Raw genomic sequence first — 24916 nt, 5'->3', positions numbered from 1 at the left:
CTACTCCTCTCCCCCGCCGCGCTGGTCATCGGTTGCTGCGGTGGTTCCTTCCGCAGCCACCCGAGCCTGGTCCTCTTCAATAACGTCGCTCACCTCAGTAACAGACTCTTCATCAATCATCTGATCTGAGTCGAATAGTGGTCGCAGGTTGAGGGCGTACTGGATCTCATCATTCGAGTGTCCCGAGGCAACCATTGGCCAGACTTGCGCATCCTCACCAACAATGAAATCAATAACCACAGGCCGGTCATTGATCTCACGCGCTTTTTTGATCGTCGGCACGATGTCTTCTTCTTGAGTAACCCGGAAGCTCGCGCACCCCATCGACTCTGCCAACGAGACAAAATCTGGTAAATACTCACCCTTCGGGTGAAGACCGGTGTGCGAATAGTGGCTCTGATAAAACAAATTCTGCCACTGACGAACCATGCCCAAGTTGCCGTTATTAATAACCGCAACTTTAATTGGGAGATCGTTGACCGCGCAGGTCACCAGTTCCTGGTTAGTCATCTGGAAACAACCATCACCATCGATAGCCCAGACTTCTTTCCCCGGAGAGCCGGCTTGGGCACCCATTGCCGCGGGGATGGCATATCCCATCGTCCCCAGACCACCCGAGTTCAACCATGTCCGGGGTTGTTCATAATCGACGAACTGCGCCGCCCACATTTGGTGCTGCCCCACACCAGCACAATAAATTGCGTCAGGGCCAACTTCATCAGAAATAGCCTTAATGACGGCCTGAGGAGCTAACTTGCCATCGTCGGGATTTTCCCATCCCAATGCATAGGTCTTCTGCAAAGAGTGGAGGTAGTCAACCCAGCGACTACATTCAGGCTGCTTCAGGTTCTTTTTCTCGTACATGTTGGTAAGAGACTGAAGAACTTCCCGCGCATCCCCGACAATGGGAACCTCAACTTCACGAATTTTCCCGATCTCCGCGGGATCAATATCAGCATGGATAAACTTCGCCTCCGGAGCGAAGGACTCAACATCGCCTGTAACACGATCATCGAACCGTGTGCCGATGGCTATAACAACATCGGCTTTCTGCAATGAGGCGACAGCCGAGACGCTGCCATGCATTCCCGGCATCCCCATGTGCAGAGGATGAGAATCGGGGAAAGATCCCAGCGCCATTAACGTCGTCACCACGGGAATGCCCGCCGTCTCGACGAACTCTGCAAGCTCCGCGCTGGCATTAGCTTTAATCACCCCACCGCCGACATAAAGCACCGGGCGACGAGATTGCGCGATAAGATCCACAGCCTGCTTAATCTTCCGCGAGTGCGGCGACGTCGTCGGCCTGTAACCAGGAAGCTCTAGCTCAACAGGCCACTGGAACTCAGCAACTTGGTTCTGAATGTCCTTCGGCACATCCACAAGCACCGGGCCAGGCCGACCGGTAGATGCCAAGTGGAATGCTTCAGCAATCAGACGCGGGATGTCCTCGACTTTGGTCACCATGAAGTTGTGCTTCGTAACAGGAAGGGTCACCCCGCAAATATCAGCCTCCTGGAAAGCGTCGGTTCCCAATAAGTGCAGCCCCACCTGACCCGTAATCGCGACGACCGGAACAGAATCAATATTGGCATCGGCCAGCGGCGTAACAAGGTTTGTCGCACCGGGTCCTGATGTCGCAATGCACACACCAACTTCACCAGTTGCTTGGGCATAACCAGTTGCGGCGTGTCCAGCACCCTGCTCGTGGCGGACCAGAATGTGATTGAGGGTGGTCGATTCGTAAAGGGCCTCATAGAGGGGAAGAACAGCACCACCCGGGAGTCCGAAAACAGTCCGGGCGCCCAATACCTCGAGGGTACGGACAATAAGCTCTGCGCCGGTGAGCTTCTCTTTTCGGACTTTCTGGGCGGGTTTCTTATGTGCTCCCGACTGCGTTGCCACAGTTGAAGCCGCAACCGTCGCCGGAGTGGGCGGTTGAGAGGGGGCGTTCACGGTTTTGTGCTCTCCTCACTGTGTTATCAGGGGTATTAGCCTCAGCGGAACTTTATCCCCGACGGATGAGCGCGATAGTGCCATCGTCGCGAGTTCCGACAAAGCATCGGATATGAAAAAAGCCCTTCTCGCGTGGTGCGAAAGGGCGGTGACGAGTAACCAGGAAAGCTAACGCCCTCTCGGTACTACAAGAATGATGGTGGTCATCGTTGCGCTCGTCATATGTAGAACTATAAAGGCACAGAAACGTCAGACCAACTACGACCACGAAAAACCACTGGAATTGCCCGATAATGGCGCACTATCACCCCCAAATGGTAAGAAAAACGCCGAAACTCCGAGGAAGGCGCCACCACGAGAGCGACCTAGCACTCCCCTACCATCCCCGTGCTGATAGTTCACTGAGAATATTTACGGAGATCAGTGAAAAGATCATCCGCATCGTGGCCAACCGCACAATCTGGTGACTAAGTTTAGGTCTATGCCGTTCAAGTTCTATTTGACTTCCATGTGGGAGTGGGTGGCCAACACCGGTCTATCCCTTGCCATCTTGATCTGTATCGCCATACTCATACCGCGCATCGGTCGACTCGTGGTCCGCTGGGCGACGATCAAGATGAACGAGCACGAAGAACGGCGCGGAGAAATTGCCGACACCGAAGGCTACAAGGGGCGGTTAGCCATCCTCGGCGCACTGGTCTACATCGCGGAGGCCATCGCCTTCTTCTTCGTAGCCATCCGGATTCTTAAAGACTTCGGATTCTCGACGACCGGCGCGGCCGTCCCCGCGACCGTTGTTTCTGCTGCCGTTGCGTTTGGCGCACAGAAAATCATTGCCGACTTCCTTGCCGGGTTCTTCATTATTACCGAGCGGCAGTATGGTGTCGGCGACTGGGTCATCCTTCAAAATAAGGACGCCCCGGTGGAGGGAACGGTGACGGCTATCACCTTGCGCTCAACCACGGTGCGAACGATCAACGGCCAAGAAGCGGTTGTGCCCAACTCCGTGCCACTTGTGGCCGTCAATGCTTCCTCCGGGTGGGCGAAGGCTCAGATCGACATCCCCGTTCCCCTCACCGCGGGTGATAACACTGAGGACCTGAACGCGCTCTTCGACGGCTGTGTTAACCGCACTTTGGCCCGGCCCGAAATCGCACGTCTTGTCAGCGATGACCCTGATGCCGTGAGTATCCTGCCAGCGCTGGATCTGATTCCGCCGACGTCGGCCGGCGTACCGTGGAGTATCCAGTATCGCGTCCTTATCCGCGTCGAACCAGGACAGCAATGGACTGTCGAGCGCGCCCTTCGGTCAACTGTCATGGATGAAATGTGGGCATCGTATTCCCGATCAACTATTGAGGGACTACCAGGAGTCACTCAGTCTTTAGGGGATTCGCAACATCGGGACGGAGTTGGACGCGCTGACAACCCCACCGGTTACGGTGCACACGCCCCCAAAACTTCCGACACAGACACGGCAACCAACGGCGAGAAGACTCAGGCTTTAGATACAACACGTCGATGGGCAGCGCCACTGCAACACGAAGAAGACGAGTTCGAAGGACGGTCGTCGGCAACGGGCGTGCCATGGTCTATTTCGCCAAAGACCACCTCTGGTGACGGTCCTAATGCCGGTGGCAATGACAGCGGCAGCCGCACTGCCAGCGACTCGGAAACCGTCGTCTTCCCCTCGGCATCAGGCTCCGGATCAGGCTCTACGTCAGGCTCAACGGCGGAAACGCGAGTCTTCTCAGCCGAAGATGACACCACAGCTGCTGAACGTGCTGCCCAGGCCTCCGATCATGGGGTTAACCCGACCGATCGGGGGACCAGCAGCGCCGATGCTTCAGACGCAACAACGTCGAAGAAGGCAGAAGACACCCGTACGTCGCTAGAAAAAGAAGCGGAAGATGCGCAGCAAAATGGTCTGTTCAGGAGGATTTCGTATGAGCGACGGATCCAACGGCTCTTCTCGATCGGCGGACGGTGCCGCGCATCAACCAGTGCCATCGTGCTGGTTCTCATCATCTTGGTGATCCTCCAAGGGCTCACCTATGACGGCGGCGACCGCGGCTCTGGAATACTAGCCCCCTCGTCGTTCCAATCGCGTTCGGACAAGAAGGAGTCTGACGACAAATCGGAGAGCTCAGCTCCCACGACACCGGAGTCAAATACTCATTCTGAGAATCCGACTACGGAGCGCGATAGCAACAGCGAGAACGGCAGCAACACTCCAACGACAACGCCGAATCGCACGCAGCCCACGACGACCGCCACGAATACGGAGAACAACCGGAACCAACAGAATTCCACGAATGGAAATCAAAATTCCGGGAATAACGGGAATACGGGATCCAATTCTGACGAAGACAACTCCGGTACCGGAGGGGCCAACCAACAGGACACTGATAGCAGCAATCAGGGCTCAGGATCCGGCAACTCCAACACTGGGAATGACAACTCCGGCCAGATGAATCTGAGCCACGCTCAAGGTGGCAATAACACAGCATCTACAATGGCCCCATGAGTTCGACTCCGTCCGGCGAGCACAACCCAGGCTCTCACCCACGCCCACACCACGCACGACCAGCTCAGGGTGCGGGTCGCCAGGCATCTCGCCCTGCGGCATCCTCACCCCACACGCAGAAGGAAAAAATCAGGAAGACGACGACAATCCGTCCCGACCGAATGAACCTCATCGGGGCGATCGTCATGTTCCTGATCTTCCTGATTTTCGTGGGCTATAAGCCCGCATATCTCTTCTGGGTGCTGATCTTCCCTATCCTTTTCGCCGTGTGGGTTCTCCGTGCTCGCACTGAAATCTCACCGGCCGGGGTTACTGCACGATATCTCTTCCGCTCTAGCCGAACACTATCCTGGGAAGACTTCTCCGGTATTCAATTCAGTCGTGGCGGACGAGCTTATGCCGTGCCGACTGTGCCGAATCAGGAAACGACTGATCAGGCTGCGCAACGCACACGCACCAGTCGCCCCAACCGAAAGCGCGATACCATCTCATTACCTGGAGTGACGTTTAATAACCTTCCGAAGCTTGCCAAGGCCTCCGGCGGACTCATCCCTGACCCTGTTACGCCGGGGCGACATCGCGACGATGACGAGTTGACCACCGTCAATCGCGACGGGTACGCCGTCATTAAAACCCACGAGGAGGCGACGAGAGAGCACAACGCCAAACTTATCGCCGCCGAAATAGAACGACGACGTTCCGCCCATCACTCCACCCCTGACGAAACCCCGGAGACAAGCCACCGCGACCGATCAGACACACCGGAAAACCCTGACCAGGGTTAGCAGCGGCGGCCAACCTTCCAGACATCACACTGTTGAGGAGCCAACTCTATGATCCCCCTACGATCGTCGGTCACTACTCAAGGCCGCAACGCCGCTGGAGCTCGCGCGTTATGGCGGGCTGCCGGCTTAAAAGATAGTGACTTTAATAAACCCATCATCGCCATCGCGAACTCCTACACGCAGTTCGTTCCCGGCCACGTGCACCTCAAGGACGTCGGGGACATCGTCGCTAGTGCCATCCAAGAGGCCGGCGGTGTTCCTCGAGAGTTCAACACCATTGCTGTCGACGATGGAATCGCCATGGGCCACGGCGGGATGCTCTACTCGCTTCCTTCTCGCGAAATCATTTCCGATTCCGTGGAGTATATGGTTAATGCGCACACCGCGGACGCAATCGTCTGCATTTCCAACTGTGACAAGATCACTCCAGGAATGCTCAATGCGGCAATGCGTCTCAACATTCCCGCCATCTTCGTGTCCGGCGGCCCCATGGAGGCGGGAAAAGCTGTCGTCGTCGATGGGGTTGCGCATACTCCGACCGACCTCATTACAGCGATTTCCGCGTCGGCAAACGATAGTGTCGACGACCGAGGGCTGTCTATCGTCGAGAATTCGGCATGTCCGACCTGTGGTTCGTGTTCAGGAATGTTTACCGCGAACTCCATGAATAGTTTGACGGAGGCGCTCGGGCTGTCCCTCCCCGGTAATGGCTCCACTCTGGCTACCCATGCGGCCCGGCGCGCGCTCTTTGAGAACGCCGGCCGGATGATCGTTGATATGTGCCAGCGTTACTACAACCATGACGACGATAGTGTCCTCCCACGTAAGGTGGCCAATAAACATGCCTTCGATAACGCCATGACCCTCGACATGGCGATGGGTGGATCCACGAACACTGTTCTGCATATTCTTGCCGCGGCGCAAGAGGGCGACATCGATTTTGATCTTACCGATATCGACCGTCTGTCTAGGGAAGTTCCTTGTCTGTCCAAGGTCGCGCCGAATTCCAATTACCACATGGAAGACGTCCATCGTGCGGGTGGAATCCCTGCGATCCTCGGCGAGCTCAACCGTGCCGGGCTACTCCACGACGATGTCCACGCGGTGCATGCCCAGACTCTGTCAGACTGGTTAGAAACCTGGGATATTCGTACGGATAACCCCACACAAATTGCTTTGGATTTGTTCCATGCTGCCCCAGGTGGCGTGCGAACAACGGTCCCATTCTCCACGGATAATAAGTGGGACGAACTTGACACGGACTCCGAAAACGGGTGCATCCGCGACGTGGACCACGCTTATACCGCCGATAGTGGGCTGGTTATTTTGCGCGGGAACCTCGCTGAGGACGGAGCGGTCATTAAGGCTGCCGGAATTGATGAGTCGCTATGGCACTTCTCTGGACCGGCCCACGTGTTGGAATCACAAGAGGATGCCGTTAACGCTATTTTGAACAAGCAGATCAAACCCGGCGAGGTCGTCGTCATCCGGTATGAGGGCCCCGCCGGTGGTCCTGGGATGCAAGAAATGCTACATCCTACCGCGTTCTTGAAAGGCGCTGGCTTAGGAACCCACTGCGCGCTGATCACGGATGGGCGCTTCTCGGGTGGCTCATCAGGTATTTCTGTTGGACATATTTCACCCGAGGCAGCACACGGTGGCCTGATTGGTCTTATTCACGACGGTGACACCGTGACTATCGACGTCCATCAGCGCCAATTAACCCTTGACGTGCCCGAGGATGTGTTGGCAGAGCGTCGTGAGAACATGAACGCCTCTGAGCATCCGTGGCACCCGCTGAACCGTCAACGACGGGTGAGCAAGGCGCTCCAGGCGTATGCCTCTATGGCTACCAGCGCTGATACGGGTGCTGTGCGGAAAGTCAACGATCGCCGGTAGTTCCCCCGATGTCCGTTTCGCAATAGTGAAGAACCTGCCCGGACTCTCGGAGTTCAACCGTCAGTGTTGAACGCGTAAGAAACCGAAGCGTAGGAATGACGCACGCGAGGCCCCGGCCGATGCGGTTAATGGTTTAGTTGAATGGATTCGACTGGGCGACAACGACCCACACCGCTGCTCCCGCGAGCAATCCAATAATCGTGCTGAACCAGCCGCTCCCCAGCGGACGTCGAGCCCAACCGCGAGCGGCATCCACTCCCCACCTTCCGGGGCCACTGAACGCCACACCGATAGATAATGCGGTGAGCAACAACCACACCTGTACGTGCGGAGCCATGTTAAACGGCGAGAATGCGCCCGGCTGGAGGTCGATGGAGTACATGGCCATAAAGCTCGATACCGCAACCGCCATGCAGGCGCCCAGCGGTGCAAGTACGCCCAGAACAAGGAACGCCCCGGCGGCAGTTTCAATGATGGGCACGGCCCAGGCTAGAAGTTCATTGCCCTTCATGAAGTAAAAGTCGTTGTGCAAACCATCAACGCCAGAGCTACCTCCTAGCTCGAAGAGAGTTCGGACACCGTAGAACAACAGCATCGCTCCCAGAGCCAGGCGAATGAGGAACAGTCCGAAATCGGTGGTTCCCCGGCGCGGGTCCTCATCGTGACCGATTTCGTCATCAACGTCGACATCATCAGTGCTATCAATGGGGCGATCATCCTCCGAGCCCAGTGGAACAGCACCATCCCTATATTCATCGGCGACGTCATTACCCCCCATCACAGCAGTGGCTGCCTTATCACTCTGACGGTCATCGGCATAGCGAACTCTCTCGACGTCGTCACGGTCATAGGCACCCGACGTCGGCATATCGACGCGTGTCTCGTTGATCTGCTCATCGCCTCTATCAACGTATGTGTCGTGGGTCCCGTATCGTGGCGCGGATTCCGACGACACACTCCTGTCCGCCGAAGACGGGGTTGCCGCGACAGGTTCGTCCTCATCCATGCTGGCCATATTTAAATCTGACACCGGAGCGTTAGCGAAAACGGCATCCTCGTCCGACGATGACCGCGCACCCGGAATGTCCTCAGGCTCATCGAACAACGGATCATGAGTCTTCGCTTCCTGAGGCTGCTCACGAGGTGTGATCACCTGTGGTGCCGCCCGCCCCGTCAAGGCATAAATGTCACGCCGGCCCTGCGGACGCTGCTCAACCACCGTGAGTTCGTCGGCTGCATAATCTTCCTCAGATGGCCCTTCAGATTCTGGTTCACTACTAGCGACGTCGTGAGGCACATCGTGAGCTGTGACACGCTCAGGCCCAGTGGCCCTGCGGTCACCTGCGTGATCATCCTGATCATGATCTTCCGCACGATCCTCCGACGTCGCAGAGCTAGCCGAACTAGCAGGCTTGACCGGCCGTGATCCGGCAACCGTCGGAATGTCGTCTAAATCATCCATTGCCTGAAGATCGTCTAAATCGCGTGAGTCACTTGCGTCGGAGGACCCGCGTGACGTGTCATCCCAAGGATCCAGCCCGCGGTGATCTATCGCCCCATACGACAATGACGGCGCGGACTTTTCCTGCACCTTGTGGGAATCCCCTTCCGCCGACGCGCTCCCGCGCACGGCTTCGGCGCTGTTCCCCGTCGATATGGGCTTATCAGATGTAGGCACATCGATCTCGTCGCGAGATTCGCGGTCAGGGATAGGGGTATCAGCTGTAGGGCCACTAGGTTTATTGCGGGACTTTCTTCCGAACATAACCCCACTTTAAAGGTGAACAGTGACACAACGCAGATAATTTACGTGGTGTGTCGATTAATATCCTTACAACCAGGGATAATGGGGTTCGAGAGAGCCTCCGTTGTCAACTAATCCGACGCCGACGCTGGCACACTTCCCGGCCGACCACCGGAGTTATCGGTTGATTTACTGCCGGAGGACTCCGTCGATCGGCTGCCGAAAGTATCCCCATGCGTTTCAGTCTCAGAGGAAGATGATTCGCCTTGTGCAGATGTTCCCCCATCACCCGACGTGTTCTCGTGTGAGGAAGCGTCGTGTGAGTCATCATCTGACTCCTCATCGAGCTCTTTCCTCACTGCTTCCCTCAGCTCCGCATTTTCAATATTTGACGCCCTGACAAGGTGGCGTAATTGTCGACGCTGCTTTGAGGTAAAGCGCTTCTTCGGATTGTCACGGCGCTCGACTAATTCGCTAATTCGATCACGACGTTCAGCCTCATCCTCAATGCGAGAATGCCGGCGGAACCAGGCAATCAACAACACAATAATAAGGAAAACGCCCAGGTAACCTAAGGCAGGATATACCGTCGCAATTAAGGATTTGAACCCCAGAAAGCTCAAAACAAATCCCGCCAATGTCGTGCCAATGAAAATAATGCGGAACTTGTCGGGACGCTTGGCCGATAGGCGTCGTCCCAATGAGTAAAACATTCCAATCGCGGTATTAAAGATCATGCCGTAAATAACCACGGCCATGACCCAACCAAGGCCGCCGTTGATGTTATCCACCAGGGAAAGCATGGGTAATGCGTCATCTTTAACCGTCGCCGTGGAGCACAATAAAGCAACTGCTGAAATGGTGAGCAAAATACCGAAGGTAAGGCCTCCGAAGAAGCCTCCCCACCCCGCCTCACGCGGGTACAGGTGAGAACCGCCAATAACAATGGCCATGGATACCGACAGAATTAATGACAGGCCCACATAGTTCAGACTCGACAACGCAAAGTTCGGGAAGCTATTGGGAATTGATGAGGCTACCTCACTGAGGTGCCCCCAAGAATCACTGCGATCAACGAAGGAATAGATCGACGCGGCGACAACAAAAACGATGATAAATGGCGTAATACCGCCAATGACGGCTGAAACTCTATCAACGTCCAACATGCCGGCTGCTAAAACGAGAACCAGCATGATGACCGAACCAGCCCACACTGGCCACCCCAGCTGCTGTTTGAGGTTCTCCCCCGCACCCGCGAACATCACGAATCCAATACAAAACAGCGTGGCAATAATGGCGAGATCGAGAAACTTGGATACCCAGGTGGGCAATGAGCCGGACAATACTTCATTGTGCTCATCAGCCATGTAATAGCTGCCCAGTTGCAGCACCGTGTACCCTGTTGCCGCCATGATCACCGCGGCAAGAATCGCACCCAGAATTCCCCACGTTCCGTAGGACACGAAATACTGCTGGATCTCCTGCCCCGACGCGAAACCCGCACCAACAATTAATCCAACAAAGGACAACGCAATACTTATTGTGCGTTTAACCACTGATCTAACTTTCTATCTATTCCGAATTTAACGATCGACTGCTATTCCCGATGCCCACTAGTTCACCGGGGTGCTTGACACCGTGGAACTTGAGCCAGTATCTCCCCCAGCGCTAGTACCTCCGCCCGCGCTGTCCTTCGCATCCGGCTCATCGATCTCTTCGGGTTCAGGAGCCTCATCAGACTTGGTATCACTCGTCACGTCGTCGCGAATAAGTTTCCGAAGATCGTCATCGTCCAGATTCGAGTCCCCGATCAGGTGCCGGAGCCGACGAGCTTGTTTCGAGGTAAACCGCACATTCGGATCGAGCTTGCGCTCAGCAAGTTCGCGAGCCTCTTGGCGACGCCCGGCCTCATCATGCAACGCAGTCCGCCCACGGAACCACGCAATGAACAGCAACGCGATAAGCACGAACCCGACGTATCCCATTATCGGATATACGCTGGACAGCAACGCCTTGAATCCGAAGAAGCTGACAGCAAAGCCAATCACGGTGACGACCGTAAACACAATCCGGAATTTCTCCGGGTGACGTGCGGTTAGTCGACGCCCCAAGGAATAGAACAGACCCAGGCAGGTGTTAAAGATCATCCCGTAAATAATCAGGGACATGACCACGCCTAACGCTGGGTGGATGTCGTCAACCAGCGTCAACATGGGCAGGTCGGACCCCTGAACGGTTTTGATCTTCAGGAAAAGCGACAAGGTGCTGATGATGAGCAGCACACCGAACGTGATGCCTCCCACGAGCCCACCGAGGCCGGCTTCACGCGGGTAAAGGTGAGAGCCACCAATAACAATGGCCATCGCCACATTGACCATAAGGACCAGGCCCGCGTAGTTAAGAGCACTGATCCACCAGTTCGGAAGATTGGTATCGACGTTCCGGGTGAGCGGTTCGAGGCTCGATAGGCTTCCATCGGTGTGCGTATATGCCCATATTGCTGCCCCAACAAGGGCGACCACGATGAACGGTGTGATGGCGCCGATCACTGTGCTGACGCGATCGGCATCAAGCATTCCTGCGGCCAACACGAGAACCAGCAGAATCGCAGACCCCACCCACGATGGAATTCCGAACTGTTGGTTGAGGTTAGAGCCGCCCCCGGCCAGCATCACGAAGCCCACGGAAAACAGCGTGAACACAATGCCGATATCCAAAACCCATGACACCGTTTTTGTGCCGATGGTGCGTAAGACACCAGCATGCTCATCAGCTTGGAAATAGCTTCCTAGCTGCAACACAATCATTCCGGCCGCAGACATTAAGACCGCTACAATGACGGCCCCCCACACCCCCATTTTTCCGAAGGCCACGAAATACTGGAGCACTTCCTGGCCAGATGAAAAGCCGGCGCCGACGATAAGGCCAACAACCGACATAGCAACAGCAATTGTTCTTTTGAACATCGAATCCTCAAGAAAGGGTTGATTAGCTTTCTATAGAGGAATCATACCGGGCGAGGGGCTACAACTAATAGTTAGTACAGCGTCCTAACTGCATTTGGCCACAATGAGCTGCTGAACACGAGCCGGATCGGCCTTGCCGCGGGTGGCCTTCATTACTGCACCAACGATCGCGCCCGCTGCCTTCGTCTTCCCGCCCTTGATCTTCTCGACAATGTCGGGGTTAGCCGCCAAAGCCTCGTCGACAGCTTTCTCCAGAGCACCGTCGTCACGGACAACCTCAAGCCCACGATCCTTCACGACATTGTCGACGACGTCCGGGCTATCAGTATCGTCAACGTTCTCCTGACCTTCACCGGCCAGGACGCCATCGATAGCAGAACGAGCCAACTTATTAGTCAGCTTCCCATCGGCGACGAGACCCGCCACGCGAGCAACCTGACGAGGACTGATGGGCAGCGAATCCAGCTCTACTTCCTGCTCATTAGCCTTTTGCGCGAGGTAGGACACCCACCACGAGCGAGCCTCAGTTGGCGTAGCGCCGGCTTCGACAGTGTCAGCCACGAGATCCAAGGCGCCCGCGTTCACGAGATCGCGAAGCTCCTCGTCGGAAAGTTTCCATTCCTTCTGAATCCGGGCACGACGTACCCACGGCAGCTCAGGCAGCGTCGCACGAATGTCCTCCACCCACTCAGATGGAGCGACGACGGGTGGTAAGTCAGGATCGTTAAAGTAGCGGTAATCCGCCATCGTTTCCTTCGGGCGACCTTTCGACGTCGTCCCGTCGGTCTCCTGATAGTGCCGTGTCTCTTGAACAATATCGACGCCGTGCTTCAGACACTGAGCCTGGCGCTGCATCTCAAACCGCACAGCCTGTTCCACTGAGCGGAGCGAATTAATGTTCTTTGTTTCCGTGCGGGTACCGAATTCTTCCGTACCGATCGGCCGCAAAGACAAGTTCGAATCGACACGCATCGATCCCTGATCCATGCGGGCATCCGAGACCTTGAGGGCTTTCATAAGATCACGCACGGCGGTGACATAGGCACGGGCAACTTCTGGTGCCCGTTCACCTGCACCCACGATGGGTTTGGTCACAATTTCGATCAGTGGTACGCCAGCGCGGTTAGCGTCGACAAGGGACTTTGTTGCGCCAGCGATGCGGCCACCCTGCCCACCAATGTGGGTTAATTTACAGGTGTCTTCCTCCATGTGCGCACGCTCAATCTCCACGCGGAACGTAGAACCATCGTCAAGCTGAACATCCAAATAACCGTCATACGCAATGGGCTCGTCGTACTGACTGATCTGGTAGTTCTTCGGCTGATCCGGGTAGAAATAATTCTTCCGCGCAAACCGCGACCGCTCAGCGATCGAGCAATTAAGAGCTAAACCAATTTTAATTGCCCATTCAACGCCCTTCTTGTTCACAACAGGCAAAGCGCCCGGCAAACCTAAACAGCATGGGTCGGCGTGGGAGTTAGGGGCGTCACCGAACTCAACCGAGGACGACGAAAACATCTTCGATTTCGTCGCTAGCTCAACGTGAATTTCCATTCCCATAACGGGATCAAACTGCGCGACGACGTCATCATAGTCCATAACATCGTCGGAATAATCCTGAATCGACTGAGCGGGAGAAGTCATAACCAACAGTGTAGCGCCAGAGTGTTCAACAACGTGTAAAGGGACAATCGGTCACGGAACACCTACACGTCATTGCGGTCGAGGATGTCGCGCAACACATCGTCGTCAATATTGGATTCGCCAATGAGGTGCCGCAGCTGGCGCTTCTGCTTTGACGTGAACCGCTTAGTGGGATCCAATTTCCGCTCAGCTAACTCATGCAATTTCCGACGTCGGTCGCCCTCTTCCTGGATCTGGATCCGCGATTTACGCCACGAATAAACCAAAACAATCATGAGGACGACTCCGACATATCCCAAGATTGGATAGACATTCGACACCAGTGTTTTGAACCCGAAGAAACTGATCACGAAGGCAACCAGGGCTGTCACAATCAGCGTCGGACGGAAACGTTCCTCATGGTTTGCGGTCAACCGACGAGCCAAGGCATAAAAAACACCCAGCGCCGTATTGAAGATCATGCCGTAAATGACGATAGACATGACCCACCCGAACGGGCCGTTAAAATTCGCCGCGAGGGCCAGCATCGGAAGATCTGCGTCTTTGACGTCATCGACCTTCACGTACAGCGAAAATGCGATGACGATCAGCAGGAATCCGAAAATCAGACCTCCGAGGCCGCCACCGATTCCGGCCTGACGCGGATAAAAGTAGGAACCGCCAATCACGATGGCCATGGACACACCACAAATAAGGTTGAAGCCCACATAGTTAAGCGCAGAAATCCACCAGTTCGGCAGATTCGTGTTGATGGCCGTTGAGGACGCGTCTAAGTGACTGAAGTCAGGATGAATTCCGATCAACGTCACCAGTCCGACGACCGTGATACAGACAATGATGAACGGAGTAATCGCTCCAATAATGGCCGAGACTTTGGAAACATCTAGCATCCCTGATACCAGGACGAGGATCAGCAGAATCGTCGCACCCACCCACGTCGGAAGACCATATTGCTGCTTCAGGTTTGAACCCGCGCCTGCGAACATCACAAACCCTAGCGAAAACAGGGTGACCAGGATGCCGATGTCCAAAAAGATGGCCAGCAACTTGGTCGCGGAACTGTCAATGACCCTTTTGTGCTCTTGGGCTCGGTAATAGCTACCTAGGACAAAAACAGAGGTGCCGGCAATGCTCATCAAAACCGCAGCGAGGACCACGCCCCACAAGCCCCAGCGTCCAAAAGCGACGAAAAACTGCAGCCCCTCCTGCCCCGAGGCTGTTCCCGCGCCAACGATCAGCCCCACAAAAGCTAAAGCGATCGAAAGCGTATTTCTGAACATGAGGAGTTCTCCTTGGAACAAGATCACCAGAGAGCCGGAAAGGCTCAGCTACCACCGGGACAGGTTACTCGACTACACGGACAAAAACCGCCATTTAACACGATCGCTCGCATTTGTAACACACTATTAATGAAAAACAATGATGGCTGTCACAGCGGTTCCATAAGGTAAAAAGAATGAATTCGCTCCCCCACCGACAAACGTCGAAAAGCCAGCGAAAACCGTCGACACCACTGGTCGCGACGCAATCACCACAATTACCTCATCGCAGACGGATATGGACATCGTTGTTGGGTACCCTCGTCCTGGTTATTGCCAGCGGATATGCGCAGGCACCCACACTGACAGCACACGCTGCACCGCCGACACCTCCCCGAGATATTTCCGTCGCTCCCGAATCAAATACCGAATACCGCCCAGACATGACGGCGGTGCAGACGGACTCGTACTCCATTTCGACGGCAAATCCCGTCTCGACAGCTGCCGCCCGCGATGTGTTAGCCGCCGGAGGAACCGCTGCTGATGCGCTAATCACAGCGCAACTCGTGTTAGGGCTGGTAGAGCCTCAATCATCGGGTATCGGCGGCGGTGGCTACATCCTGTATCACGACGCCGCGAGTGACTCTGTCACCGCCATCGATGGCCGTGAAATCGCACCCGACGACGCACCTGACACCTACCTGTCGCAGATATCCGCTACCGATACCCGCACGCCGCAGCCCGACGCGCGACGTTCCGGTAGGTCAATCGGCGTACCGGGCATCATGGCCGCCTTAGGTGCACTCCATGCTCAACACGGAAAAACGCAGTGGGGCGACCTTGTTCAACCGGCCATCACCCTCTCTGAGAACGGGTTCGACATCAGCCCTCGGCTCGCGACAACAATTGAGGACAATGCCGCAGACCTCGCTCGCGATCCAGAAGCTGCGGCCTATTACCTCAACCCGGACGGAACCGGAAAGAAAACCGGAACACGCCTCACCAACCCGGCCTATGCCACGACGCTGACATCACTCAAGCTGGGTGGCCCACAAGTGCTGTATACCGGGAAAATAGCCGACGACATCGTCGCCCGAGCACGCAGCAACCACGACGGAACCACGCCATCGTCCTTAACAACGGCTGATCTCGCGAAATATAATCCCACTGTAAAACAAGCGCTGTGTGGCCCCTACCGCACCCATATTGTCTGTGGTGCGCCCCCATCCACCTCGGGTGGCGTTACGGTAGCAGCCACTCTGGGGATTCTTTCTCACGCGAATCTGTCCGCCATGAAACCGCTCAAGGTCGACGAGAATGGTGGTGTTCCCTCCCCCGAAGCGGTCCATACTATTTCTGAAGCAGAGCGACTCACCTACGCGGACCGCGACGCCTACCTTGCTGATACCGATTTCGAGAACCTCCCCGACGGGGACTACACGAAATTACTCAACCCGGAGTACCTCGCGCAGCGATATTCACAGATCAACCCAGAGAAATCCATGGGAACAGCGAAAGCCGGAACATTCGACACGGATCATGCCCGCGGTGAGGATCAACCAGAACACGGGACCAGCCATATTTCCGTCGTCGATTCGTATGGAAACGCGGCCAGCATGACAACGAGTGTGGAATCGGCATTCGGTTCATTCCACATGGTCGATGGGTTCATGCTCAACAATCAACTCACCGATTTCGAGGCAACACCCCGCGACGACGCCGGCCACCTCAAGGCGAACCGAGTGGAAGGCGGTAAACGGCCACGATCGTCCATGTCCCCCACGATCGTGTACACCACGACGAAGACCGGTGAGCGGGGGGACCTCTACGCCGTCGTTGGATCTCCCGGCGGAGCCGTCATTCCGCAATTCGTCATCAAAACATTGGTCGGCATCCTCGACTGGGGGCTAGACCCGCAGCAAGCCGTCGCTCTTCCCAATTTTGGGGCCCGTAACACACCGGACACCGGAATTGGTGGTGAGCATCCGGACATCGGACATAGCGGAACGGCCACGCCAGAGGCTCACGAACTGATCGACGGGCTCGCGTGTCGAGGGCACACCGTCAACCTCGACGAACAATCGAGTGGACTATCCGCCATCGTCCGAACTCGCGACGGACACCTCCTCGGTGGAGCAGATCCGCGTCGGGAAGGAGCCGTCATGGGCGGGTAATGCCCCGCATGGGCGGGTGATTACCCGAAATAATTATCCGAAGAGGGCAGCCGCAGCCTCGTACCGTTCGATCGGAACAACCTTCAGCGTGCCCACGGCATCCTGGAGGCTGACCAGCCCGATGTTCTCTCCCTGGAGGGATGCAACGGTCCCGTATTTACCTTCGTGAGCTGCCCGACAAGCGTGAACACCATAACGCGTAGCCAGAACGCGATCATAAGCAGTCGGCGTTCCACCGCGCTGAATATGGCCCAAGACCGTTGTACGAACATCGTGGCCCAGGCGCTCATGGATGGCATCGGCTACTTGCTGGCCGACGCCGGTGAAAACCTCATGGCCGAATTGGTCAATCCCACCAGTTTTCAGTTCCATGGTTCCTTCTTTCGGGCGGGCACCCTCAGCAACGACAACGATTCCGTATTTCTCGCCCATCTGGAAGCGGCGCTCCATGGCTTTACAGATCTCGTCGATATCGAACGGAACCTCGGGAATCACAGTGTAATGAGCCCCACCGGCCATACCGGAATGAAGTGCAATCCAGCCGACGTGCCGACCCATGACCTCCACGACCATCACACGATTGTGCGACTCTGCGGTGGTGTGCAACCGGTCAATCGCGTCAGTGGCGACGGACACGGCGGTGTCGAAACCGAAGGTGTAGTCCGTCGCGTTGACGTCATTGTCGATGGTTTTAGGGACGCCGACCACAGGAATTCCGTTTTCATGAAGCCAGAGAGCACCTTTCAACGTTCCCTCGCCACCGATGGGGATCAAGGCATCGACCCCGGCGTTCTCTAGGTTTTCCTTAATTTGTTCAATTCCTTCGCGGAATTTGTCGGGGTGCAAACGGCCCGTGCCCAAGATAGTTCCGCCCCGGAGGAGAACCCGGTCAATCTCCTCATCGTCGTAGAGCTGAATTCGGCGTTCCTCGAGGAGCCCCACCCAGCCATCTTCATAGCCGACCACGGTGGAGCCATATTCAGAACTTGCGGTGCGGACAATCCCACGAATCACCGCGTTCAGTCCCGGGCAATCACCACCGGAGGTAAGAGTCGCAATACGCATAGTGACTACCCTAGCCGGATCGCCGCCATGTTGCCTATCCGGGACCACCTACTTCTTTCCGCGCGTTGCAGCTGTTGTTCCTTGGAATTGCGTAACAACGACCAAACCGATCAATAACACTCCTGCTGGGAAAATCATGGTCCAGCCCAATGACGATACTGGATCAGTATGCTGCATGAACACGTCGAGCGTCGCCGCAACAGTAGCTGAACCAATCACTGAACCGACTTGGCGTGTGGTGTTATACACGCCAGACCCCGCGCCCGTTTTCTCCATCGGAAGATCACGCATCGTCGTGGTCGAATTGGGTGCCCACACGAACGCGTTCCCCAGCCCTTGCAAAGCGATGGGCACGAACATCCACCACACCGACGTGTCCGGCTTCATGACCAAGAAGTAGCACAGCATGGACACTGTCATAAAGGTAAATCCAGATAGAGATAGCCGACGCGGCGGAACTGTATCCGACAAACGGCCGACGAATGGAGATAGCACGCCTGATATCAGAGCCATTGGCACCATCATCAGCCCTGCCTTCAAGGCCGACATCTGATGGAACTGCTGGAAGTAAATCATGATCGGAACCATCGGACCTGCCACGGCAAATCCCATCGTCGTGATCGAAATATTCCCCACCGAGAAATTCTTATCCTTAAAGAGGGACAGTGGGACGAGAACCTCGACGCCACGCTGAGCGCCCCACTTTTCAATCATGATGAAAATACCGAAGACAACAACGGACGCTGCGATCATGATCCAAATCCACGGTGCCCAGTCTGCATTACCACCCTCTTGAAGCGCGAAGACCAGCAAGAACACTGCGATGACTGACGTGACAATCCCGCCCCAGTCGTAGCCATGATTTCTGGTCGGCAATTGTGGTACCCATTTGAGCACCATGATGACTGAGACAACTCCGATCGGGACGTTAACGAAGAAAATCCATTCCCAGCCGATCCACGTGGTCAATAACCCACCGAGGACTGGGCCGGCCAAGCCTGCCATGCCGGCGGTGGCACCCCATAAACCCATGGCCGCGCCGCGTCGTTCACGCGCGAAGATTCGGTTAATCACGCTCATAGTTTGAGGGGTCAACAGAGCAGCACCCAGCCCCTGGACAGCGCGAGCAGCTATGAGCCAATGAATATCCGGCGCTAAGCCACACCCCAGGGATGAGAGGGTGAAGACAACCATGCCGGCGACATAGACGTTCTTCGGCCCTATCTGGTCTCCCAATCGACCTGTGACCAAAAGTGGGACAGCGTATGTCAGGAGATACACCGACGTCACCCACAGCACTTGGCTGTAGTCGGCATTTAACGCACTCTGAAAATCAGGGGTCGCCACTGCCACAATGGTTTGGTCCAAGAGGATCATAAAAAAGCCCACACAAAGCGCCACTAACGCACGCCACGCGTCTTTTTCCGAAATCATTCCCTTGGATTGATTCGCCTGAGCCGAGATGGCGGAGGGATTATTCTCTGCTGTGTTTGTTATCGTCTCCCGGTGCGACGATCCGCTGAGGTTACCAGTCAAAAAAGCTTCCTTACCTCTTATCTATTCACCACTATTTATCTACTCATCGCTACAAAAAAAGAGTGAACGCTGACGGCCTTCGGGGTTTGTGCCCCGGGAAAGTCACGGTACATTCCGGCTGCACATTCACAGAAATACTCGAAAAGCGAACTATTTAAGGTGAAAGTCGTGCTCTCAGCAGAGGCTCCACCTTTTCCATCCAGACAGGTTACGCGCACACAAAGACCATCGCGAAACCACGAATCGGGTCCACGATCGGACGGTGGCCACAAGGCTCAGGGGGCATAAGTCGAGCCAGCCCCCGAGTAGCACCTTATACAGCGTGCCTATTCAATTAGGCTACCGAGGCACCACCCAAAGCGCGCCCTCACCAGACTCATTAGCGCGCATCGTCGGCTGAGAAACATCACCATGCTGGACGATACTCGAGGTCATCGGCAACGAACGTCGGAACGGAGCCATTAAATCCAAATTCTCAATCTCAGATTCCGGCACCCACACCAGTTCAATGGACTCATTATTCTTGTGCACCTCAAGCGGATGAGAGGCAAAGGCTGACACCGTCGTATATGTCCACTCACGCACACTGGGGTCCATCAGCCCCACCCAACGCTTCCCCGTCAGCGAGGTGTACCAGGGCAAACGCGGCCAATCTTCAGCTGGTGCCCTCCGCACGGCATAATCCACCGGCACCCGCGTCGTCACTTGCTTTTGTACGACGGTGACATCCTGGGGATTGAGACCGGCTTCTTCAATGGCTTCGCGTAACGCGGCTTCTTCGACTGTCTCATCTGCGTCGCGCGCTCCACCCGGGACACCCCAGGTCAGAGGCATTGATGTCCACTCGGCGCGATATTGCATGAGGACCATGGGAAGACCATCAGGCCCCGGCGCTCGAAGCAACAATCCCGCTGCTCCTTCGACTCCCCAGAACCGCGCACCGTTTGCTTGAATTGCCCAACCGTCTCCACTGTGGTCCATAGGCCCTAACCTACTCTTGTGGCTCTCCCGAGCGAGCAGCCTCATAAGCAGCACCGACGCGATAAAGCCGATCATCCTGGTGCGCTGGGGCCATAATCTGCAGGCCAACGGGAAGATTCGTATCAGAGGCAAGCCCGGAAGGAACAGACATTCCGCACAGACCTGCAAGGTTCAGCGGCAGCGTGCACAGGTCGAATCGATACATCGAAATGGGATCATCGACCTTGGTGCCCAACTTGAACGCCGTCGTCGGCGTAGTCGGAGAGACCAACACATCGACCTTCTCATACGCCTTGGCAAAATCACGGGCAATCAACGCACGGACACGCTGAGCCTGCAGATAGTAGGCGTCATAGTATCCAACAGAGAGCGCATAAGTTCCCAGGATGATGCGTCGCTTCACCTCTGAGCCAAAGCCCTCTTCGCGGGACAGTTCCATCACGTCATTGGCCGAGTGATGACCATCATCACCGACGCGCAGACCGTAGCGCATGCCGTCGAACCGGGCGAGGTTGGAGCTCACCTCACACGGAAGAATGAGGTAGTACGCGCTCAACGCATCGTCGAAGTGAGGACAATCCACATCCACGACCTCAGCACCCAGGCGAGAGAGGGTGCTCACGGCCTCGTTGTACGACTCGAGGACGCCATCCTGGTAGCCATCGCCAGCCAATTGCTTGACGACGCCGACCTTTAGGCCAGACAGATCCCCTTTCGCGCCCTCGCGGGCGGCCTGAACCACCGGCGCAACGGGGCGGTTGACCGAGGTGGAATCATGCGGGTCATACCCCGCGATAACTTCGTGCAAAAGGGCGGTATCCAACACTGTGCGCCCGGTGGGGCCACCCTGGTCAAGCGACGAAGCACAAGCGACGAGGCCATAACGCGACACTGTGCCATAAGTCGGCTTTACCCCGACCGTGTTGGTGAGGGCCGCCGGCTGGCGGATCGATCCGCCCGTATCTGTACCGATCGCCAGGGGTGCCATTCCCGACGCCAACGCCGCGGCCGAGCCACCGCCGGAGCCACCCGGTGTCCGGGCAAGATCCCACGGATTGTGTGTCGGCCCATAGGCGGAGTTTTCCGTGGATGAGCCCATGGCGAATTCATCCATATTGGTCTTTCCGACGATAGGAAGACCGGCCTCGCGCAGACGCTTCGTCACGGTCGCGTCGTACGGGCTCATGTATCCTTCAAGGATTTTTGACGCACACGTCGTCGGTGCGTCCGTCGTCGTAAAGACATCTTTTAGGGCTAAAGGAACACCGGCAAGGGATGAGGATGGCTTCTCACCACGGGCGATACTGTCATCGACTTTCCTAGCCGCCGCGAGAGCTTCGTCGGCAGAAACATGCAAGAAAGCATGAATATCGCCGTCGATCTGTGAAATACGATCGAGATGGGCTTGAGTCGCCTCTACCGACGACACCTCGCCGGAATGGATTTTTTCAGCCAGATCTGCTGCGGTGTACGTCGTTAGATCGTCGGCATTGAAGTTCGCAACGCGATATGTGGTCTCCATGGTTTACTCCCCCAGAATCCGCGGTACTTCGAAACGATCACGCTGGCTAGCCGGAGCCTGATCCAAGGCCTGCTCTGCCGTCAACGTCGGATGAACTTCATCCTCTCGCATAACACCGGCAAGATCAGAGGGATGGCTCATGGGTTCCACGCCCTCAGTATCAACATTCGATACTTTTTGGACGTGCTCGATAATGCCGTCGATCTGGTCAGCGAATTCATTCAGCTCGTCGTCGGTGAGAGAGAGCCGAGACAAGCGCGCAAGGTGCGCAACCTCGTCGCGGGAAATAGAAGACACAGTGGTTCCTTCACCTGGTGTGACAATGATGACTCCCCTAGCTTAGCCGGTTGCGCGGTCTATGTGGGCTTAGGGGGACAGCCGCCGACACTAACCAGGTACACCGGGGTGCGACAGTCCAAAATGCACCAATCTGTCTACTTCTGTCACCCGGTTCCTACGCATGTCACAGAGAAGGCCTACACTGTCTAGTTGATCACAGCGAAATGATCACACCGCATCGTCGAATATAAGGGTTTTCTATGTCGTTCCTCCTCCGCGTCTTCCTGCCTGACACTCCCGGCAGCTTAGGCCGTCTTGCCGCATCTATCGGCGAGGTCGGCGGGGATATCCGCAGCGTCGATGTCGTTAGCCATAATTTTTCCGACGGTGCAGTGGTGGACGATGTGGTGATCGACCTTCCACCCACATCCCTACCGGACACCCTCATTACCGCAGCTCAACAGGTCGACGGCGTCGAAGTCGATTCCATCCGCCCGTTCTCCGGCTCGGTGAACCGCTCCGGGCAAGTCGCCATGTTGGCATCGATCGCCCAGGCACCATCCCGAAGCAAAGCTCTCCAGCTCCTTGTTGACGGACTTCCCACGACAATGTCGGCGGGCTGGGCCATCGTGTTAAGCGGGCGAACGGACGTGCATCGCGTTGCTGCTTCCATGGCCGCCCCCGAGGATGACGGGCGCATTCTTCAGTCCGCCCCGGTGACGACGGCTCGGTGCCTCGACCGCGAAGACGACGATTGGCTACCCGAAAGCTGGACAGTCATGGATTCGGCTCTCGCTGCTGCGCCGATTAGCGACAAGGACGACGTTCTCGTCATCGGCCGCCCGGGCGGGCCGGATTTCTTGGCTGGTGAGGTTGAGCACCTCGGCAAGCTTGGCACCATCCTCAGCTCGGTGATGGACTAAGCCCTATGAAGGGCTAGCGCTCGGGATGGACTAGCACAAAGACCCCTGAGCCTATGGAAAACAGGCTATGACTTGAGGAAATACGTGTAGGACACAGAGTCCGTCACTTCCTTGAACTGATACCCTAGCTCGTGCATGTGATGGTCGAAATCATCGTCTGACCCGTCGCCCGCCGGGTTCTCCGTGTCATCGAATCCGCAGAGTACGCGGCCATAGTCCATCCCGTGGCTCCGGTAATGGAAAAGGCTAATATTCCAGTGTGTACCCAGGACCTTCAGGAAGTGAAGCAAGGCGCCGGGGTGCTCAGGAAACTGGATCGAGAACACTCGCTCGTTGACATGCCTGGAGGCGCGACCACCAATCATGTAGCGCACATGTTCTTTCGCCGCATCGTCACTGGATAAGTCAACGACGTCATAGGAGCGCTGCTGCAAGTCCGCGATAATATCATCGCGCTCTTGATCCCCCTCGTGGAGCTGCACGCCCACGAAGATGCGTGCACGATCATGATCATCCACGCGATAGTTAAATTCCGTCACAGACCTGCCGCCTAGAACCTGGCAGAACTCGAGGAACGCACCCTTTCGTTCCGGAATAGTCACGCCCAAGAGTGCTTCACCGTGTTCACCCAGTTCAGCACGCTCGGAAATATACCGGAGGCCATGGAAATTCAGATTTGCACCAGAGAGCACATGCGCCAGCGTCTCACCGTGCACCCCATGGGTAGTCACGTATTTCTTTAGACCCGCTAAGGCGACGGCCCCCGATGGCTCAGCCACCGCGCGGGTGTCGTCGAAAATATCTTTGACAGCAGCGCTAATTTCGTCGGAATTGACCGTGATGACCTCGTCCAAATTATCCCGACATACACGGAACGTCTCGTCCCCAATGCGAGCAACTGCCACACCTTCCGCATACAACGACACACGATCCAACGTGACAGGCTCGCCGGCTTTCATGGCTGCGGTCAAGCATGCCGATCCCTCGGGCTCCACACCGATAACGCTGATGCGCGGGTTCAACTGCTTCAACACGACAGCTACGCCAGCGGCTAGACCACCACCACCGACGGGAACAAAGACACGGTCAACTGTCGAAGCTTGCTGGAAGATTTCCAGCCCGATGGTTCCCTGACCAGCGATGACATGAGGATCGTCAAAGGGGGGGACAAAAACTCGTCCCTCGGATTGGGCAATTTCAGAAGCGCGTTCCTTAGCCTCGTCGAAATTGTCGCCGAAGAGGAGGACCTCGCCGCCAAAGTTCCGAACCGCGTCAACCTTGATCTGCGGGGTCATCGTCGGCATAACGATTAATGCTGACACATCCATGATGCTGCCGGACAAAGCAATACCCTGCGCATGGTTACCCGCCGAGGCCGTGACCACGCCACGACGCTTCTCGTCATCGGTGAGGGCAGCCATGCGAGCGTAGGCACCACGAACCTTAAAACTATGGACGGGCTGGGTGTCCTCACGCTTGACATACACGTCATTGCCCAACCGCTGCGACATCCGTGGCATACGCTCCAGGAGGGTCCTCTCCGCGGCGTCATATACGGGAGCGCGAACAACTAAGCTCAAATAATCCGAATTGGAGGGGTGAACGTTCTGGGCGGGAGACATGTGGTTACTCCTGGGGGTCGTCTATCTCATGTCG

17 protein-coding genes are annotated in these 24916 nt (G+C 56.2%); 5 read left to right on the top strand and 12 right to left on the bottom strand.

The window, feature by feature from the left end:
- Complete coding sequence (locus tag I6J23_RS07440) at positions 1-1956, bottom strand: acetolactate synthase large subunit (protein ID WP_204581516.1); 1956 nt, start codon at positions 1954-1956, stop codon at positions 1-3.
- 481 nt (positions 1957-2437) lie between these two features.
- Here I6J23_RS07440 and I6J23_RS07435 point away from each other — a divergent pair, with 481 nt between their 5' ends.
- From I6J23_RS07435 to ilvD, 3 genes are read left to right on the top strand one after another with little or no spacing between them, the layout of a single operon-like run.
- The gene (locus I6J23_RS07435) at positions 2438-4483 is read left to right on the top strand and encodes a mechanosensitive ion channel domain-containing protein (RefSeq protein ID WP_204581515.1); all 2046 of its coding nucleotides are present in this window, start codon (positions 2438-2440) and stop codon (positions 4481-4483) included.
- A complete protein-coding gene (locus I6J23_RS07430; RefSeq protein WP_204581514.1) occupies positions 4480-5268 on the top strand; it encodes a PH domain-containing protein in 789 nt (262 codons plus the stop codon). Before I6J23_RS07435 ends, I6J23_RS07430 begins: the two co-directional genes overlap by 4 nt.
- A gap of 48 nt (positions 5269-5316) precedes the next feature.
- A complete protein-coding gene (gene ilvD / locus I6J23_RS07425; RefSeq protein WP_204581513.1) occupies positions 5317-7167 on the top strand; it encodes a dihydroxy-acid dehydratase in 1851 nt (616 codons plus the stop codon).
- A 133-nt stretch (positions 7168-7300) separates the two neighbouring features.
- Here ilvD and I6J23_RS07420 read toward each other — a convergent pair whose 3' ends face one another.
- The 5 genes from I6J23_RS07420 to I6J23_RS07400 form a co-directional block, all read right to left on the bottom strand.
- Positions 7301-8932 carry a DoxX family protein gene (locus tag I6J23_RS07420; RefSeq protein ID WP_204581512.1) on the bottom strand — a complete coding sequence of 544 codons (1632 nt, stop codon included), beginning with the start codon at positions 8930-8932 and terminating at the stop codon, positions 7301-7303.
- Between the two features lie 110 nt (positions 8933-9042).
- Positions 9043-10467, bottom strand: a complete 1425-nt coding sequence (locus I6J23_RS07415) for a YkvI family membrane protein (protein WP_204581511.1) — start codon at positions 10465-10467, stop codon at positions 9043-9045.
- A gap of 57 nt (positions 10468-10524) precedes the next feature.
- Positions 10525-11877, bottom strand: coding sequence for a YkvI family membrane protein (locus tag I6J23_RS07410; protein WP_204581510.1), 1353 nt, complete (start codon positions 11875-11877; stop codon positions 10525-10527).
- Between the two features lie 84 nt (positions 11878-11961).
- Complete coding sequence (gatB, locus tag I6J23_RS07405) at positions 11962-13521, bottom strand: Asp-tRNA(Asn)/Glu-tRNA(Gln) amidotransferase subunit GatB (protein ID WP_204581509.1); 1560 nt, start codon at positions 13519-13521, stop codon at positions 11962-11964.
- A 62-nt stretch (positions 13522-13583) separates the two neighbouring features.
- Positions 13584-14801: a YkvI family membrane protein gene (locus I6J23_RS07400; RefSeq protein ID WP_204581508.1), complete on the bottom strand. Its 1218-nt coding sequence runs from the start codon at positions 14799-14801 to the stop codon at positions 13584-13586.
- A gap of 176 nt (positions 14802-14977) precedes the next feature.
- On the opposite strand from I6J23_RS07400, the gene I6J23_RS07395 reads away from it, so the two are divergent.
- Complete coding sequence (locus tag I6J23_RS07395) at positions 14978-16954, top strand: gamma-glutamyltransferase family protein (protein WP_204581507.1); 1977 nt, start codon at positions 14978-14980, stop codon at positions 16952-16954.
- Between the two features lie 33 nt (positions 16955-16987).
- On the opposite strand, the gene I6J23_RS07390 is transcribed toward I6J23_RS07395, so the two are convergent.
- From I6J23_RS07390 to gatC, 5 genes are all read right to left on the bottom strand, one after another.
- Complete coding sequence (locus I6J23_RS07390) at positions 16988-18019, bottom strand: 6-phosphofructokinase (protein WP_204581506.1); 1032 nt, start codon at positions 18017-18019, stop codon at positions 16988-16990.
- A 48-nt stretch (positions 18020-18067) separates the two neighbouring features.
- Positions 18068-19453, bottom strand: a complete 1386-nt coding sequence (locus I6J23_RS07385) for an MFS transporter (RefSeq protein ID WP_204582985.1) — start codon at positions 19451-19453, stop codon at positions 18068-18070.
- A 441-nt stretch (positions 19454-19894) separates the two neighbouring features.
- Positions 19895-20536 (bottom strand): NUDIX hydrolase, encoded by a 642-nt coding sequence (locus I6J23_RS07380; RefSeq protein ID WP_204581505.1) that lies wholly within the window; start codon positions 20534-20536, stop codon positions 19895-19897.
- Positions 20537-20546: 10 nt separating this feature from the next.
- The gene (gatA, locus tag I6J23_RS07375; RefSeq protein WP_204581504.1) at positions 20547-22058 is read right to left on the bottom strand and encodes an Asp-tRNA(Asn)/Glu-tRNA(Gln) amidotransferase subunit GatA; all 1512 of its coding nucleotides are present in this window, start codon (positions 22056-22058) and stop codon (positions 20547-20549) included.
- A 3-nt stretch (positions 22059-22061) separates the two neighbouring features.
- A complete protein-coding gene (gene gatC, locus I6J23_RS07370) occupies positions 22062-22355 on the bottom strand; it encodes an Asp-tRNA(Asn)/Glu-tRNA(Gln) amidotransferase subunit GatC (RefSeq protein ID WP_046202506.1) in 294 nt (97 codons plus the stop codon).
- A gap of 242 nt (positions 22356-22597) precedes the next feature.
- Between gatC and I6J23_RS07365 the strand changes: the two genes are divergently transcribed.
- Positions 22598-23260, top strand: a complete 663-nt coding sequence (locus I6J23_RS07365; RefSeq protein ID WP_204581503.1) for an amino acid-binding ACT domain protein — start codon at positions 22598-22600, stop codon at positions 23258-23260.
- 65 nt (positions 23261-23325) lie between these two features.
- On the opposite strand, the gene ilvA is transcribed toward I6J23_RS07365, so the two are convergent.
- Entirely contained in the window at positions 23326-24882 is a 1557-nt protein-coding gene (ilvA, locus tag I6J23_RS07360) for a threonine ammonia-lyase, biosynthetic (protein ID WP_204581502.1), read from the bottom strand.
- Positions 24883-24916: the final 34 nt, after the last annotated feature.

It is taken from the genome of Corynebacterium kroppenstedtii, assembly GCF_016894245.1.
Classification (GTDB): domain Bacteria; phylum Actinomycetota; class Actinomycetes; order Mycobacteriales; family Mycobacteriaceae; genus Corynebacterium.
The sequence above is the reverse complement of the archived record's forward strand: the minus strand, read 5'-3'. Positions and strand labels throughout refer to the sequence as shown.